12 protein-coding genes, 1 tRNA gene and 1 pseudogene are annotated in these 16,037 nt (G+C 64.5%); 3 read left to right on the forward strand and 11 right to left on the reverse strand.

Annotated features, from left to right (window positions below; genetic code table 11):
• Window positions 1–14: 14 nt before the first annotated feature.
• The 6 genes from BP38_RS0110775 to BP38_RS0110800 all read right to left on the reverse strand — a co-directional run bounded on the left by BP38_RS0110775 (window position 15) and on the right by BP38_RS0110800 (window position 7,891).
• On the reverse strand, window positions 15–1,481 hold the full coding sequence (locus BP38_RS0110775) for an aldehyde dehydrogenase family protein (RefSeq protein WP_035724784.1): 1,467 nt from the start codon (window positions 1,479–1,481) through the stop codon (window positions 15–17).
• 37 nt (window positions 1,482–1,518) lie between these two features.
• Complete coding sequence (locus BP38_RS0110780) at window positions 1,519–3,150, reverse strand: ABC transporter ATP-binding protein (RefSeq protein WP_026987729.1); 1,632 nt, start codon at window positions 3,148–3,150, stop codon at window positions 1,519–1,521.
• Complete coding sequence (locus tag BP38_RS0110785; RefSeq protein WP_169737833.1) at window positions 3,147–4,025, reverse strand: ABC transporter permease; 879 nt, start codon at window positions 4,023–4,025, stop codon at window positions 3,147–3,149. Before BP38_RS0110785 ends, BP38_RS0110780 begins: the two co-directional genes overlap by 4 nt.
• Window positions 4,022–4,972, reverse strand: coding sequence for an ABC transporter permease (locus BP38_RS0110790; RefSeq protein WP_026987731.1), 951 nt, complete (start codon window positions 4,970–4,972; stop codon window positions 4,022–4,024). The genes BP38_RS0110785 and BP38_RS0110790 overlap by 4 nt, the downstream gene beginning before the upstream one ends.
• An 87-nt stretch (window positions 4,973–5,059) precedes the next feature.
• Window positions 5,060–6,547 (reverse strand): ABC transporter substrate-binding protein, encoded by a 1,488-nt coding sequence (locus BP38_RS0110795; protein ID WP_026987732.1) that lies wholly within the window; start codon window positions 6,545–6,547, stop codon window positions 5,060–5,062.
• A 45-nt stretch (window positions 6,548–6,592) separates the two neighbouring features.
• Window positions 6,593–7,891, reverse strand: a complete 1,299-nt coding sequence (locus BP38_RS0110800) for an acetylornithine deacetylase/succinyl-diaminopimelate desuccinylase family protein (RefSeq protein WP_035724792.1) — start codon at window positions 7,889–7,891, stop codon at window positions 6,593–6,595.
• Between the two features lie 116 nt (window positions 7,892–8,007).
• Here BP38_RS0110800 and BP38_RS0110805 point away from each other — a divergent pair, with 116 nt between their 5' ends.
• The gene (locus BP38_RS0110805; RefSeq protein WP_211250295.1) at window positions 8,008–8,577 is read left to right on the forward strand and encodes a LuxR family transcriptional regulator; all 570 of its coding nucleotides are present in this window, start codon (window positions 8,008–8,010) and stop codon (window positions 8,575–8,577) included.
• Here the strand turns inward: BP38_RS0110805 and BP38_RS22600 are convergent.
• Window positions 8,549–8,653, reverse strand: a tRNA-Ser gene (locus BP38_RS22600). The genes BP38_RS0110805 and BP38_RS22600 overlap by 29 nt on opposite strands.
• Window positions 8,654–8,811: 158 nt before the next feature.
• Here BP38_RS22600 and BP38_RS22605 point away from each other — a divergent pair.
• Entirely contained in the window at window positions 8,812–9,060 is a 249-nt protein-coding gene (locus tag BP38_RS22605) for a hypothetical protein (RefSeq protein WP_155992371.1), read from the forward strand.
• Between the two features lie 120 nt (window positions 9,061–9,180).
• Here the strand turns inward: BP38_RS22605 and BP38_RS23335 are convergent.
• Together BP38_RS23335 and BP38_RS0110815 are read right to left on the reverse strand one after the other, a co-directional pair.
• Window positions 9,181–10,317 (reverse strand): annotated as a pseudogene (locus BP38_RS23335) (solute carrier family 23 protein); the annotation flags it as partial.
• 132 nt (window positions 10,318–10,449) lie between these two features.
• A complete protein-coding gene (locus BP38_RS0110815) occupies window positions 10,450–11,025 on the reverse strand; it encodes a PAS domain-containing protein (RefSeq protein WP_026987736.1) in 576 nt (191 codons plus the stop codon).
• Between the two features lie 206 nt (window positions 11,026–11,231).
• Here BP38_RS0110815 and BP38_RS0110820 point away from each other — a divergent pair, with 206 nt between their 5' ends.
• Complete coding sequence (locus BP38_RS0110820) at window positions 11,232–12,413, forward strand: M20 metallopeptidase family protein (RefSeq protein WP_026987737.1); 1,182 nt, start codon at window positions 11,232–11,234, stop codon at window positions 12,411–12,413.
• Window positions 12,414–12,473: 60 nt separating this feature from the next.
• On the opposite strand, the gene BP38_RS0110825 is transcribed toward BP38_RS0110820, so the two are convergent.
• On the reverse strand, window positions 12,474–13,058 hold the full coding sequence (locus BP38_RS0110825) for a PAS domain-containing protein (RefSeq protein ID WP_026987738.1): 585 nt from the start codon (window positions 13,056–13,058) through the stop codon (window positions 12,474–12,476).
• A 65-nt stretch (window positions 13,059–13,123) separates the two neighbouring features.
• Window positions 13,124–16,009, reverse strand: coding sequence for an aminomethyl-transferring glycine dehydrogenase (gcvP, locus tag BP38_RS0110830; protein ID WP_026987739.1), 2,886 nt, complete (start codon window positions 16,007–16,009; stop codon window positions 13,124–13,126).
• Window positions 16,010–16,037 lie beyond the last annotated feature (28 nt).

Below are 16,037 nucleotides of genomic sequence, written 5' to 3' on the forward strand. Positions count from 1 at the left end.
TTGGTAAGGCGGGCTCAGCCGTGGTGTGCCGCCACGGTCTTCAGCGACGAGAAGCCATAGAGCGCCTCGAAGCCCTTCTCGCGGCCATGCCCAGACTTGCCGACCCCGCCGAAGGGCAGCTCGGCCCCGCCGGCGGCCCCGTAGTTGTTCAGGAAGACCTGCCCGCAGTGCAGCTTCCTGGCCATGCGCATCTGGCGATCCCCGTCCTTGGACCAGACACCGGCCACCAGGCCGTAATCCGTGCCATTGGCGATGGCCACGGCCTCCTCCTCGTCCTCGAAGGGCAGGACCACCTGGACCGGGCCGAAGATCTCGTCCTGGGCCAGCTTGTGGTCCGGGGCCAGGCCTGCGATCAACGTCGGCGCCACATAGTGACCGCCGGCCGGGGCTTCGGCTGAAATCTCGCCCTGGGCCGCAATCTGCAGGCCGTCCTGCCTGGCCAGATCCAGGAAGCCGGTGACGATCTTCTTCTGACTGCCCGAGATCAGCGGCCCGACATTCAGGTCGGCGATCGCAGGACCGACCTTCAGCCCGCGATAGCTCTCGGCCAGCCGCTCCAGCAGGCGGTCATAGAGACCGCGCTGGATCAGGAGACGCGAGGAGGCCGAGCAGGTCTGGCCCGCATTCTGCACCCCGGCACGCACCAGGAAGGGCAGCGCCTTGTCCAGATCGGCGTCCTCGAACACCACCTGCGGGGACTTGCCGCCCAGTTCCAGGGTGACCGGCACCACATTCTTCGCGGCCGCTGCCTGGATCATGCTGCCCACCGGCACCGAGCCCGTGAAGGACAGGTGATTGACGCCGCTGTGCTCCGACAGGGCGGCGCCGGCCTCTTCGCCCAGGCCCGGCACGGTGTTGAGCGCGCCTTCGGGCAGGCCGGCCTGCCGCGCGATCTCGGTGAAGACCAGGGCGGTCAGGCTGGCCTCCTCGGCCGGCTTCAGGACAGCGGCATTGCCCATGGCCAGGGCAGCGCCGACAGAGCGCCCGATGATCTGCATGGGATAGTTCCAGGGCACGATGTGACCGGTCACGCCGTGCGGCTCGCGCAGGGTATAGACGGTATAGCCTGCGTTGAAGGGAATGGTTTCGCCATGCACCTTGTCGGCCGCGCCGCCGTAGAATTCCATGTAGCGGGCCAGCGCGACGGCATCGGCGCGCGCCTGGCTGAGCGGCTTGCCCACGTCGCGCGCCTCCAGTTCGGCCAGCTGGTCCACCTGTTCCAGCACGAGCTGGCCGATGCGGACCAGGACGCGTCCCCGCTCGGTGGCCGTCATGCGTCCCCACTCGCCCTGCAGGGCCGTGCGGGCGGCGGCCACGGCCCGGTCGATGTCGGTCGCGGCACCCCGGGCAATCTCGCCCATGGTTTCCCCGCTCGACGGGTCCTCGGCCGGCAGGGTCTCGCCCGAGGCCGTGGGGCCCCAGGCGCCCGCAATGAAGCAGTGCCGGCTGTCGATACCGAAATCGCTCAGGATGTTGCTCATGACTCTTGTCCTTCCTCTGGGTTCGGGCCTGCTGCGTTCAGGCCGCGCGTTCGCGTGCCTTCAACGCCCGCTCCAGGTCGGGCGTGGCGGCGAGCAGGCTCTTGGTGTAGTCGTGCCGCGGCTTGCTGAAGACGTCTTCCGTCCTGCCTTCTTCCACGATCTGTCCCGCCTTCATGACCAGGACGCGGTCGGTGATGGCACGCACCACGGAAAGGTCGTGGGAGATGAAGAGATAGGAGACCGAAAGCCGGTCCGAGAGGTCGGCCAGCAGGTCCAGGATCTGAGCGCGGATCGAGACGTCCAGGGCCGAGACCGCCTCGTCCAGGATGATCAGCGAGGGTTCGATGATCAGCGCCCGGGCAATGGCAATGCGCTGGCGCTGGCCGCCCGAGAACTCGTGGATATATTTCTGGGAATCGCCCGGCTGCAGCCCCACGGCCTCCATCATGGCCTCGACACGGCGGCGGCGCTCCGCGCCCGTCGGCGCCTGCGGGTCCAGGTGGAAGGGCTCGGCCACCAGGCGTTCCACGCGATGGCGCGGGTTGAACGAGGCATAGGGGTCCTGGAAGACCACCTGCACCTTGCGGCGCAGGTCGTGGCCGGGGCGGAAGCCACGCCGGTTGAAGGCCGTGCCCTCGAGTTCCACCGCACCGCCCTGCAGGTTCTCCAGCGCCAGGATGGCGCGCGTCAGAGTCGACTTGCCGCAGCCGGACTCTCCAACCAGTCCGACGTTCTCGCCGCGCTGCACGGCCAGGGATACATGGTCCACGGCGCGAAAGACATTCGGCCGGCCCAGCGGAAAGCGGCGCGGCAGGGCATAGTCCCGCACGGCCTCTTTGACCTTCAGGACCGGCGGTCCGCTTTCGCTTCGGACCGTCTGCGCGCGCTCCGGACTGTGCGAGGAGGCAGCAAAGAGCTTCCGGGTATAGGGATGCTGCATCTGTCGGAACAACTCGAGCGTCGCCCCGCGTTCCACCACTTCGCCCTCGCGCATGATGACGATGTGGTCGGCCATGTCGGCCACCACGGCCAGGTCATGGGTGATCAGGATCAGGCCCATGCCGTCCTCGGCCACCAGGCGTTTCAGCAACTGCAGGATCTGTGCCTGGGTGGTGACGTCCAGGGCGGTGGTCGGCTCGTCGGCGATCAGCAGCTTGGGCCTCAGTGCAATGGCCATGGCGATCACCACGCGCTGGCGCTGGCCGCCCGAAAGCTCGTGCGGATAGCGTGACAGCGGGAACTTGGCGGCCGGCAGGCCGACGCGATCCAGGGTCTCGCGCGCCCTGCGCTCTGCCGCGCGCCGGCTGCCACCGCCGTGGATACGGATGGTTTCCGAGACCTGCTGGCCGATGGTCTGGACGGGATTGAGCGCCGTCATGGGCTCCTGGAAGACCATGCCGATGTCTTTGCCGCGAACGGCGCACATGGCCTTCTCGCTCTTGTTCTCCAGAGGGGCGCCGTTCAGGCGGATGCGCCCCGACCACTGCGCCCCCTGGGGCAGCAACTGCATGATTGCACTCGCGGTCATGGACTTGCCCGATCCGGACTCGCCCACCACGCCCAGCACTTCACCGGGCTGTAGCGACAGGCCTACATCCCTGAGGATGGGCAGGTCGCGGATCGCGAGGTTCAGGTTCTCGATGCTGAGGAGAGGGACGGACTTGCTCATCGTGCGCGCCTCAATCGCGGATCCAGGATGTCGCGCAGGCCGTCGCCCATCAGGTTCAAGCCCAGGACCGTCAGCACGATGGCCAGACCCGGGAAGATCGCCAGGTGCGGCGCGAAGGAGATCATGGTCTGGGCCTCCGCCAGCATCCGGCCCCAACTGGGCATGGGCGGCTGGGTGCCCAGGCCCACATAGGACAAGCCGGCCTCGGCCAGGATGCCCAGCGAGAACTGGATGGTCCCCTGCACGATCAGCAGATTGGTGATGTTGGGCAGGATATGCTCCGCGGAGATGCGCGTGGCGGATTTGCCGCTGACCCGTGCGGCCAGAACATAGTCCCGGGTCCAGAGCGACAGCGCCGCCCCGCGGGACAGGCGGGCAAAGACGGGGATGTTGAAGATGCCGATGGCGATGATGGCGTTGACGGCCCCGGGGCCGAAGACCGCCGTGATCATGATTGCCAGCAGCAGGGCCGGAAAAGCGAAGATCAGGTCATTGGTGCGCATGATGACCTCGTCCAGCAGCGAGCCGCGCCGTGCCGCCGCCGCCAGGCCCAGCGGCACGCCTAGCAGGATGCCGATCCCCACCGCGATCAGGGCCACCGCAATGGAGGCGCGCGCGCCCACCATCACCATCGAGAAGATGTCTCGGCCCAGGTTGTCGGTTCCCATCCAGTGCAGCAGTGAGGGGTCCTTCAGCTTCTCGGTCGGATTGAGCTGCGTCACCTCATAGGGGGTCCAGCCAAAGGACAGGAGAGCGGCCAGGAAGAAAACCAGTGTCAGGACCGCACCGACCAGGAAGTTGGGCGAGCGCACCGCGGTGGCCAGGAACCCACGGCGCCCCTTTGCGCCGGACATGGTCTGCATACCCTCACTCATGAGCGCTGCCCCCTCAGCCGCGGGTCCACAGCCGCATAGGCCAGGTCGACCAGGAAGGTGATCAGGATGACGGCAAAGACCAGCAGCATGATTACGGTCTGAACCACGATCAGGTCACGCTGGGCTATGGCCTGGAAAGCCAGACGCCCCAGGCCCGGCAGGAAAAAGACATTCTCGATGATGATGGCGCCGGCCAGCAGGAAGGAGAACTGCAGGCCGATGATGGTCAGCACGGGAATCAGGGCATTGCGCAGGGCATGACGCCAGAGCGCCTGGCTGCGCGTCAGGCCCTTGGCCCGGGCGGTGCGCACGAAGTCTTCGCCCAGGGTTTCCAGCAGCGACGAACGCATGACACGCGCCAGGATCGAGGCCTGGGGCAGGGCCAGAGCCACGGCCGGGAGGGTCAGCGCATGCAGGGCCAGCAGGAACCCGCTGTCCCAGCCGGGAAAGCCACCGGCGGAAAACCACTGCAGGATGATCGAGAAGAACAGGACCAGCAGCATGGCGAACCAGAAGTTCGGAATGGCGATGCCAAGCTGCGTCAGGCCCATGATGGACAGATCCGTGGGCGAGTTGCGCCGGGCTGCCGAAAAGATGCCGGCCGGAAAGGCGATCAGCGTGGACAGCGTCAGGGCATAGAGGGCCAGCGGCAGGGAGACCCACAGCCGGTCGCCGATCAGCTCCGACACCGGCACCTTGTAGGTATAGCTGGTGCCGAATTCGCCCACCAGCATGCCCTGGAGCCAGCTGAAGTAGCGCTGCAGCAACGTCTGATCCAGGCCCAGCTCGCGCCTCAGGGACTCCAGCGCCTCGGGCTGGGCATTCATGCCCAGCATGAAACGCGCCGGATCTCCCGGCACCACGTTGATGACCATGAAGATGACAAGGCTGGCGGCCAGCAGACTGAGAGTCAGCGAGACAAGCCGTTTCAGGACGAACGAAAGCATGGATCAGTCTGGACGCATTGGCCTAAATGAGGACCGGCCGGACACTGCCACGGCAGCGCCCGGCCGGCCACGCCTAATCTTCGCAGGTTACTCTTTCCAGTGGACATCCGTCAGATCGTTGGCCTGGGTGGGTTGGTCCTGCCACAGGCCCATCAGGTCGGTCTTGGCCACGCCCAGTTTCGGCAACTGGAAAAGGAAGGCGTTGACGTAATCGTCGGCCAGCTTGCGCTGCGCCTGTTTCAACAGCTCCGTCCGCGCCTCGTCATCGGCCGTGTTTTCCAGCTCCGCCATGATCTGCCGGAATTCCTCGGAGTCATAGTTGAAGTAGTAGTCGTCACGGGCATAGATATTGATGTCCATGGGCTCGGTATGCGCCACGACGGTCAGGTCATAGTCCGTGTCCTCGAAAACGCTCTGCAGCCACTGGGCCCACTCCACATTGATGATCTCGGCCTCGATGCCGACATCCCGCAGGTAGGAGGCCAGGATCTCGCCGCCACGCCGCGCATAGGACGGCGGCGGCAGTTTCAGGGTCGTCTCGAAACCCTCCTCGTAACCGGCTTCAGCCAACAGTTCCCGGGACAGCTCGGGGTCATAGGCCGACTGCTCGGTCAAGTCCACATAGGCCGGATTCTGCGGGGCCAGATGCGATCCAATGGGCGTGCCATAGCCGAAGTAGGCGCCCTCGATCAGGCCCTGCCGGTCGATGGCATGCGCCACGGCCTTGCGCACACGAATATCGTCGAAGGGTTCGCGGGCATTGTTCATCGCCATGATGATCTCGCCCTCGGTCGAGCCCTCGATCACCTTGAACTGCGGATCGGCCTCGAACTGGGCCATGTTCTCCGGGGCCGGGAAGCTGGGATAGGCATCCAGATCGCCGGCCATCATGGCCGAGAAGGCCGCCGTGGGATCATCGATGAACTTGAAGGTGGCGCTTTCCAGAGCCACCGGCTCGCCCCAGTAATCCTCGTAGCGCGTTAGCTCCACGCTGTCCCCTTCACGCCAGTCCTCGAACTTGAAGGGTCCTGTGCCAACGGGGTTGGTCGCGTTGTCGGCGGCGCTTTCCTCGGCCACGATCACGGCATCGCCCCAGGCCATATTGGACAGGAAGGCGCCATCGGGCTGCGAGAGATTCACCTGGACAGTGTGGGGATCGACAACCTCGACAGCCTCGATGCCCTCGAACAGGACCTTCTGGGCGTTGGTGGAGTCCTCTGCGCGGGCCCGGTCCAGCGAGAACTTCACGTCCTCCGCCGTCATCTCGGTGCCATCGTGGAAGGTCACGCCTTCGTGCAGATGGAAGGTATAGCTCAAGCCGTCGTCCGAGATGTCCCAGGATTCAGCCAGCGCCGGCTGGATCGAGCCGTCCTCGGCATAGCGGGTCAGTCCCTCGAAGAGATTGGCATAGACCACCTCGTCAATGGCGGCGGCGGCGCCGGCGGTGGGGTCCAGGTTTGGTGGCTCAAGCACCATGCCCAAGGAGACCGAGGTCTTCTGGGCCAGGGCCGGCCCGGCAACGGCCACGGCCGCGCCCAGCACGGCCGCCGAAAGGATCTTTCCCGTCGTCGTCATCTTCTCACACTCCCTATCATTCTTCGGCTGTTGTTCTATCGCTTTTCAGCTTTCCGTGCCCAGCAGGCTGCAGAGCGAAAGTGCCATCACCTTGGCGGACTCCACCATGTCCTCGATCCCGACATACTCGTCCGGCTTGTGCGCCAGGTCCAGAATGCCGGGGCCATAGGCGATACAGTCCTTCAGACGGCCGATGCGATCAATATGCTTCTGGTCATAGGTGCCCGGCGAGACAACATATTCCGGCGCCCGGCTGAAGACCTGCTCGATGGCCTTGGACACCGACTGCACCACCGGCGCATTGCGGTCCGTCATGGTCGGACTGACCTGCCAGAGTTCCTTCAGGTCATAGCGGAAGTTGTCGCGGCTGGATTTCACCCGTTCCAGCAATTCGACGATCTCGCCGCGCACCTCCTCGGGCTTCTCCTCGATCAGGTAGCGGCGATCGATGATCATGCGCGCGGAATCCGGCACGCAGGCCGAGGGAAAGCCGGTGAAGTCGGCGTCCGGTTCCTTCTGCCCGCCGTGGAAGGAATTGATGTTCATGGTGGACTGGCGCGCGCCTTCGGGCACCACCGGCATTTCCGTGCGCCGGCTTGCCAGGGCCGGATAGAGGCTTTTTTCCATCTCGCTGAGCACAGCCCCCATGTGCCGCACGGCGCAATCGCCCAGGAAGGGCATGGAGCCGTGCGCGATCTCGCCCTGGGTCTCGATCTCCGCCCACCAGACACCGCGATGGCCCAGGCAGACACGGTCCTTGTTGAGCGGCTCGGGAATGATGACGTGCTGCACGCGCTTGGGATCGAAATAACCCTGCTCGGCCAGGTAGGCCACACCGCCGTAACCACCGGTCTCCTCATCGGCCGTCCCGGAAATCTCGATGGCGCCCGGGAAGTCTGGATAGACCTCCAGGAAGGCCTCGGCCGCGATGATCGAGGCCGCCAGGCCGCCTTTCATGTCGCAGCTGCCACGGCCATAGATCCTGCCATCCTTCACCTCGCCGCCGAAGGGATCGAAGGTCCAGCCCTTGCCGACCTCGACCACGTCGATGTGTGAGTTGAAGTGCACGCAGGCGCCGCTGTGCCCGCCTTCGCGCCGGGCCACCACGTTCCAGCGCGGATACTTGTCACTGTCGCCGGGCGTGCCTTCGGCCCGGATGAACTCCACCTCGAAACCGCTGCGCTTCAGGCGCTCGGACAGGAACTCACAGATTTCCAGGTAGCAGTCCCCCGGAGGGTTCAGCGTGGGAATGCGGATCAGCGCCTGCGTCAGTTCGACCAGGTCGTCGCGGCGCGCCTCGATGGCCGAGTCAAGTCGATCGGCTCCGGCAATGGCTTGATCCATAATTTCATTCTCTCCCTATTGTACGCAGCTCTATTGCAGTATTCGACAGCGAGACGCAGTATCGCAATCTGGTAGAATCACGGCCCGTAAAAATACGGGGGCACGCGCGAGGCGGCATGACCGAGGCTCCGGAGATGGCTCAAGAAGACCTGGACCAGCTGGCGTTCGACCATGCGCCGGTGGGGCTCGTGCTGACCGAAGAGCGGGTCATACGGGCCTGCAACCTCACCTTTGCAGAGCTCTTCGGCTACGCGCGCGAAGAGCTGCTGAACCAGTCCTTCCGCATGCTCTATGCCAGCCATGGCGAGTTCGAGCAGATCCGGGACGTCGGCCTGGAGGCCCTGCGCAGCAGTGGGCGTTACACCGACGAACGGGTCATGCCACGGCGCGACGGCTCCTATTTCTGGTGCCGCGTGCATGTTTGCACCTTTTATCCCGAGACGCCCATGAAGCGGGTCATCCTCAGCTTCGCCGACCTGACGCAGGTCCGCCCCTCCATCTCGCTGACGGCGCGCGAGCGCCAGGTGGTCCAGCATCTGGCGCAAGGCCTGACCAGCAAGGAGATCGGCCGCGAACTTGCGATCTCGCCGCGCACGGTCGAGGACTACCGCGCCCGCCTTCTGGACAAGTTCAATGTGCGCAATGTCGCTGGCCTGCTGGCCCGCCTGGGCGGGATATCCACGTAAGGCCGGCGTTCGAACCCGCCTTCAGGTTTCGAAAACCAGTTTCACCTGCTGCTGCCCCTGGCGCTGCACCAGGCGGACGCTGTCGGCGAAATGCCGCATCAGGCGGAGTTCCAGTTCGCCTTCACCGGGCAGCTCCGCGGCCGTTGAGGATGCCGGCTCGGGCGTTCCCGCGCTGTCCGGAGCAGAAGCCGTGAACGCCACACTCGCCCGGATCCGGAACTCGTCATAATTGACTTGCACCTTGAGTGGGCTGCCCTCGTCTCCGCGGGCCAGGACCAGTTCGCCGGCTTCGGTCAAACCGTTGGCCACCCGCTCCATCACGTCACGGCGTGCGCCCCACAGCGCCCCCTGTTCGCGGCAGAAATCGACCAGTTGTGGCAGCAGAGAGCTGTCCAGCGGCAGCTCAAGGTCGGCCGTGCGCTTGACGCCGATACGGAACAGGGCATTGAGTCCCAGGGCGATGACCAGCGCCACCACCAGTGACGATCCGCTGATGGATTTCATCCAAAGCGGAAAATGATCGTAGAACTCGGGAAAGACATCGTGGCTGAGCCCGAAGACCAGGGCCACACCGATGGTCAGGATGCGGCGCGCATCCAGCAGCCTGGCGACAATGATGCTGAGCCCGTTGGACAGGATGAAGGCCGAAGAAAAGATCAGGATTGCCCCTGTAAGGGGCTGCGGCATGCCAATGGTCAACATGACAATGTCGGGTGAGAACGCCAGGAGAATGAACAGGCCGCCGATGGCCAGCCCGACCCGGCGCTGGATCACGCCGCTTGCCTGCGACAGGCCGATGGAACTGGAGAAGGTGTTCAGGCCAACGGTACCCAGCAAACCGGCGCAGACCGTAGCCAGACCGTCCGCGCGCACGCCGCGCGCAATGCTGCGCATGTCAGGGCGGACCCAGTCCGTATCGGCAATCCGCTGGCAGGTCGTGATGTCCCCGGTGGCCCGCAGGGCACAGGCAAGAGCCCCGATCATGAATGGCAGAGCCAAGGAAGCATCGAAACTGGGCAGCAGCAGAGGCAACTGGGGGATGTCGAGCAGTCCGTGAGGCGCAATGTCATGACCACCGGCCAGGTCGACCTTCTGCAGCACCACGGCCAAGGGGTAGACCACGGCAATGGCGATCAACACCGAGAACAGCTTGAACACCCCCCTGCCCCAGACGTTCAGCAGGATGATCAAGGCCAGTGCGAACAGGCCCAGCCCCACGGCCTGGCTGTCCAGCGTATCACCCTGGAAATCCCCGTGACTGTCCAGCCCCAACAGCAGACGGAAGCCCATGAAGCCCAAGATCAAGCCGATCATGACGACGGCCAGCCCGGCTATCTCAGCCGGCAGATAGGGGCGCAGGCGCCGCAGCAGGAACGAGAAGGCCACTTCACAAAGACCGGCGAAGATGGTCATCCCGAAAACCAGCGACAGCCCGCCGGCATCGGCGGCCGCGAGGGATGCGGGCAGGTAGGCCGCCGTAAAGACGGCCGGGCAGAGGTAACCACTTCCCAGCATGCGCCCGCGCAGGCAGAGCAGCAGGTTGCCGATCCCCAGTGCCAGCAGAGACGCTGTGATCACCGTCTCCTGAAGCGCGAAGCCGGCGTCGGCAGCTCGCAGGACCAGAAGCGGGAAGACCAGTCCGATGGGTGCGATGATGGCAATATGCTGCAAGGCCGAGAAAAGCAGCGTCCCGTGAGACAGTGACTTTTCCTGGGGCAGTTCCCTGCTGTCGCCTGTCATGCCCTTACCGCCATGGCTCACCAAGGGGAAATCTTCTCAAGATCGCAACCGCTTGTCACGGACCGGGCAAAGTCTAGCAAGCATATCCAGGACCTCCATCACCTGCCTTTCGACCGGCATTGCTCGGCTGGTTCAGATCTTTCGGACGCCGCCAGGATTGCTCATCTGCATGACGGGCGCATTGGAGCCGAACTCGTAACAGGCCAGTAGGATATCCATCCGGCGCCCCGGTTCCAGGGCAAAGGGAACGCTCAGACGACTGTAGGTGACATGGTCGCGTTCGACCGCTTCCATCCAGCCGTGAACCAGTTGGGGCAGGGGATTGTCATAGAGATCGCGCGCTGCGCGCTGTCCTGCAGCCAGGCGTTCGGGCGTCGAAATCTGGCTGAAGCGCTGGCCGCGCAGATTGCGCCCGACATGGCGTTCGAACTCGGCGCCTGCCAGGCGGAAGAAGAGATCCGCGCCCTGGTCCAGGACTTCATAGACCACCAAGCGCGTAATCACGGTCCAGAGACGCAGGGGATCGAAGCTGCCCCACTGGGGCAAACTGCCGTCTTCTGGTTGCAATTCCTGCCAATAGGCCAGCAGGGTTTGCTGCCGATCCGTCAGCAATGCGTCCGGGCACTCCACCGCGCCCGCCTGGTTTGGCAGGCCCGTCCAGACCACCCGCTGGCTGTCTCCGGCAGGTAAGCTATCGCGATTTTCCATATGATTCTCGTTGGGACATGCCTTTGTGAACTTCCTTGTATTTTATTCGTAAGTCGTGAAAAAGCCCTTAATGCATCACACTTCATGCGGGGGCCGCCAACAGGGAAAGCCCGCCCGACAATCACCGCGGCTTGGCTTTACATTTCGCGCGGCACTGCTTTACTGTCCGACGAAAACGCCCAAGAAAAATTGTGAGGAAGATCATCATGGAAATGCAGAACCTGGATAAACTCGTCAAATTCCGCCACGACATCCACCAGCATCCCGAACTGGGTTTCTGCGAGCATGAAACTTCACGCAAGGTCCAGGCCTACCTGGACGATCTGGGCGTCGAGTATGTCTCTGGCATCGGCAAGACCGGTATCGTGGCCTGGATCAAGGGCAACACCGAAGGCAGCGACCGCACTGTGGGGCTGCGTGCCGACATGGACGCACTGCCCCTGGAGGAGACCAGCGGTGTCGAATATTCCTCCAAGAACAAGGGTTGCATGCATGCCTGCGGCCATGACGGCCACACCACCATGCTGCTGGGTGCCGTCGAGCACTTCCACAGCAACCGCGACTTCGCCGGCACCATCTATTTCGTCTTCCAGCCCGCCGAGGAAGGCGTGGGCGGCGGCAAGGCCATGGTCGACGACGGCCTGTTCGATCGCTTTCCCATGGACGAGATCTACGGCCTGCACAACTGGCCCGGCCTGCCGGTCGGCATGTTCGGTGTGATCCCCGGCCCGCTGATGGCCAGCGGCGACCGCATCGATGTCACGATTCACGGCAAGGGTGGACATGGCGGCCTGAACCCGCATGGCTGCATCGATCCGGTCCGCATCGCGGCCGACTTCATCAACCGCGCCCATACCATCATTTCGCGCGAGGTCGATCCGCTCAGCCCGGCTGTGCTCAGCATCTGCGCCATCGAGAGCGGCGACATCAGCGGCTTTGCGGTCATCCCCGATACCGCTCGCATGAGTGGCACGCTGCGCAGCCTGGACAAGGATACCCGCAAGGTCATGGTGGATGCGCTGGAGCGCCTGTCCAAAAGTCTGGAGGCCTATTACGGCTGCACCATCGACTTGAACATCGAAGACAAGTTCGAGGTCACCTACAACGAGGAAGCGGCCACGGAATCCGCAATCAAGGTCATCCGCGAGACCTTCGGTGAAGAGACTCTGGCCCCGAACCACAAGCCAACCATGGGCGGCGAGGATTTCTCCTACATGCTGGCCGCCTGCCCCGGTGCCTACATCCACCTGGGATCAGGCGACGAGGAGCATACCCACGGTCTGCACAATCCAGGGTATGACTTCAATGACAAGGCCATCCCCTTCGGTGTCGAGCTGCTGGCGGGTGTGGCCCTGGAATCCCTGGGCAAGCAGAACCGCCGCGGCTGAGTTTTCCGAAACGGCCAACCGCAACGACAGGGGCCCGCTTCGCCGGGCCCCTTTTGCGTGTCAGGACTCGAAAGCGTAGCAACAGAGAATGTGCGCAACCGGCCCGCCATCCTGCTCGGCAAAAGCCACGGCCAAACGCCGATAGCCCACATGTCCGCGATCAAAGGTGGAAAGCGACCCCGCACTCAGAACCGGACGCGGATCTCGGATCATGTCTTTCACCGCATCCTGAATCTGCGGAACCTCATCCGGGTTGCCCACCGTACTTAGGCGTACGCCGCGCAGGTTCGAGCCGGCCCGTTCCGCGAAATCCTGTCCGACCAGGCGGAAGACAATGTCCTCCCCATCCCCCAGGACCTGCAACAGGACAATGCTGGCGACCCGTGTCCAGACCTCGAGCGGGTCGAAACGGCTGCGTGCCGGCAGGCCCTGGACCGGCTTCAGGCGATACCAGTAGCCCAGAACATCCCTTTGCGCCTCGCTCATCTCGCGCGCGACCGTTTCCGGAAGGTCCTGCGGCTTGCAGGAACCTTTCCAGATCATGCGATACGGTTGAATGGTGAGCGGGTAGACCATGAGACGTTCGGACAGGACAGATGAAACCAGCACCGCAGCCGCAGAAAGGGCTGCGGTGCTGCAACTCAAATTAGTTCATCTGTCTGCGAACGACAACACACCCGATCATTGAGAGGCGATGCCGCCCGCTGTGGCTACTCCGCCGCTTCCTGATAGGCACTGAGCGGCGGACAGGTGCAGACCAGGTTGCGGTCGCCGGCCACGTTGTCGATACGGCCCACCGGCGGCCAATACTTGGCTTCGCGCAGGCTGTTCAGCGGATAGGCCGCCTGGTCCCGGCTGTAGGCGTGGCTCCAGTCTTCGGACAGGACCGCCTCAGCCGTATGCGGGGCATTGCGCAGCGGATTGTCCTCCTTGTCCGCCTCGCCCTTCTCGATGGCCGCGATCTCCTTGCGGATGGTGATCATGGCCTGGCAGAAGCGGTCCAGTTCGGCGCGGGATTCCGATTCCGTCGGCTCGGCCATCAGGGTCCCGGCCACCGGCCAGGACATGGTCGGCGCATGGTAGCCGAAGTCCATCAGGCGCTTGGCGATGTCGTCCACGGAAATGCCCGCGGTGTCCTTGAAGTCGCGGGTGTCCAGGATGCACTCGTGCGCCACCAGGCCGTTGCGCCCCTTGTAGAGCACGTCGTAATGCCCCTCCAGCCGCTTGGCCATGTAGTTGGCGTTCAGGATCGCCACCTGGCTGGCCTTCTTCAGACCCTCCGGTCCCATCAGGGCCAGGTAGGCCCAGGTGATCGGCAGGATTCCGGCGGAACCCCAGGGCGCAGCTGCCACCGGTCCCACACCGCTTTCCGGTCCGGCTTCCTTGACCACCGGATGGTTGGGCAGGAAGGGCGCCAGGTGATCGCGCACCCCGATGGGGCCGACACCCGGGCCGCCACCGCCATGGGGAATGCAGAAGGTCTTGTGCAGGTTCAGGTGCGCCACGTCGGGGCCGAACTGTCCCGGCTGGCAGAGGCCCACCATCGCGTTCAGGTTGGCGCCGTCCATGTAGACCTGGCCACCGTTCTCGTGAACGATCTCGCAGATGCGGCGGATCTCCTCCTCGAACACACCGTGGGTCGAGGGATAGGTCACCATGAGGGCGGCGAGGCTGTCGGCCTTGGCGCTGGCCTTCTTCTCCAGGTCGGCCAGGTCGATGTTGCCCTCTTCGTCGCAGCCGACGACCACCACGTCCATGCCGGCCATGATCGCGCTGGCCGGATTGGTGCCGTGGGCCGAGCTGGGAATCAGGCAGACGGTGCGCTGGTCGTCGCCGCGGCTGTCGTGATAGGCGCGGATGGCCAGCAGGCCGGCATATTCGCCCTGGCTGCCGGCATTGGGCTGCAGCGAGATGGCATCGAAGCCCGTGATGCGCGCCAGCCAATCCTCCAGGTCACCGATCAGCTCCATGTAGCCCGGCGCCTGGTCGGTCGGCGCGAAGGGGTGCATGGCGGCGAATCCGGGCAAGGTGATGGCCATCATCTCGGCGGCCGCGTTGAGCTTCATGGTGCAGGAGCCCAGCGGAATCATCGAGCGATCCAGCGCGATGTCCTTCTCGCGCAGGCGACGCAGGTAGCGCAGCATCTCGGTCTCGGAGTGATAGCTGTTGAAGACCGGATGGGTCAGGTAGTCGCTCTTGCGCTGCAGGGCCTTGGGAATACCGCTGTCCGCTGCCTCGTCCAGCTTCAGGAGATCCAGGCCATGGTCCTGCTTGTCGGCAAAGACCGACAGGACCGCCTGGAGCGTCGCGCGCGTGGTGATTTCATCCAGCGAGATGCCCACATGCGAATCGTCTACCGGGCGCAGGTTGATTCCGGCCTCACGCGCACGCTGCAGGACTTCGGGACCTGCCTTCACGGTCAGGGTGTCGAACCAGCTGTCGTTGACGACCTCATAGCCCAGCTTGCCCAGCCCCTGGGCCAGGATGCCGGTGAAGCGGTGCACGCGATTGGCAATCCGCTTCAGGCCCAGCGGACCGTGCCAGACGGCGTAGAAACCGGCGATCACCGCCAACAGGACCTGGGCCGTGCAGATGTTGCTGGTCGCCTTCTCGCGGCGAATGTGCTGTTCGCGGGTCTGCAGCGCCAGGCGCAAGGCCGGATCGCCGTTGCTGTCGGTGGACACCCCGACAATGCGGCCCGGCACCGAGCGCTTGTAGGCATCGCGCGTGGCAAAGAAGGCCGCGTGCGGCCCGCCGTAGGCCATGGGCACGCCAAAGCGCTGGGCACTGCCCACCACGATGTCCGCGCCCCACTCGCCCGGCGGCGTCAGCTTTAACAGGCTCAGCAGGTCACTGGCCACGGTCACCAGCGCGCCGCCCTCGTGACAGCGCTCCACCAGTTTGCCGTGGTCGCCGATGGTGCCGTAGGTGTTGGGGTATTGCAGGATGACGCCGAAGTAGTCGGAGGCATCGAAGTCGCTGTCCGGTGCGCCGATGTCCAACTCGATGCCCAGGGGCTTCGCCCGCGTCTTCAACACCGCCAGGGTTTGCGGGTGCATGTCGTCGGCCACGAAGCAGCGCGCGGATTTGCTCTTGCCCACACGCCGCATCAGCGTCATGGCTTCCGCCACCGCCGTCGCCTCGTCCAGCATCGAGGCATTGGCCAGGTCCAGGCCCGTCAGGTCGACGACCATCTGCTGGAAGTTGATCAGGGCTTCCAGGCGGCCCTGGGCAATCTCGGCCTGATAGGGGGTGTAGGCCGTGTACCAGCCCGGGTTTTCCAGCAGGTTGCGCTGGATGACCGGCGGCAGGATGCAGTCGTGATACCCTTGGCCGATCAACGATGTCAGCGGCTGGTTGCGGCCGGCCAGTTCGCGCAGCTTGGCCAGAACCTGGGCTTCGCTGCGGGCCTCTGGCAGGTCCGGCAGGTCAGTGCGAATCTTGCCGGGGACCGTCTTCTCGACCAGTTCGTCGAGCGACGACAGCCCGAGTGTCTTCAGCATGGCGATGCTTTCGGCCTCATCGGGACCGATGTGCCGATTGGCGAAGTCGTCAGCGGCTTCCAGCTCGCTCAGCGTCGGGCGTGTCTCTGTCATTCCAGTTCTCCTGCGGCCGTCCGTAACG

The sequence above is a fragment of the Fodinicurvata fenggangensis DSM 21160 genome, assembly GCF_000686045.1.
Classification (GTDB): Bacteria; Pseudomonadota; Alphaproteobacteria; order Kiloniellales; family DSM-21159; genus Fodinicurvata; species Fodinicurvata fenggangensis.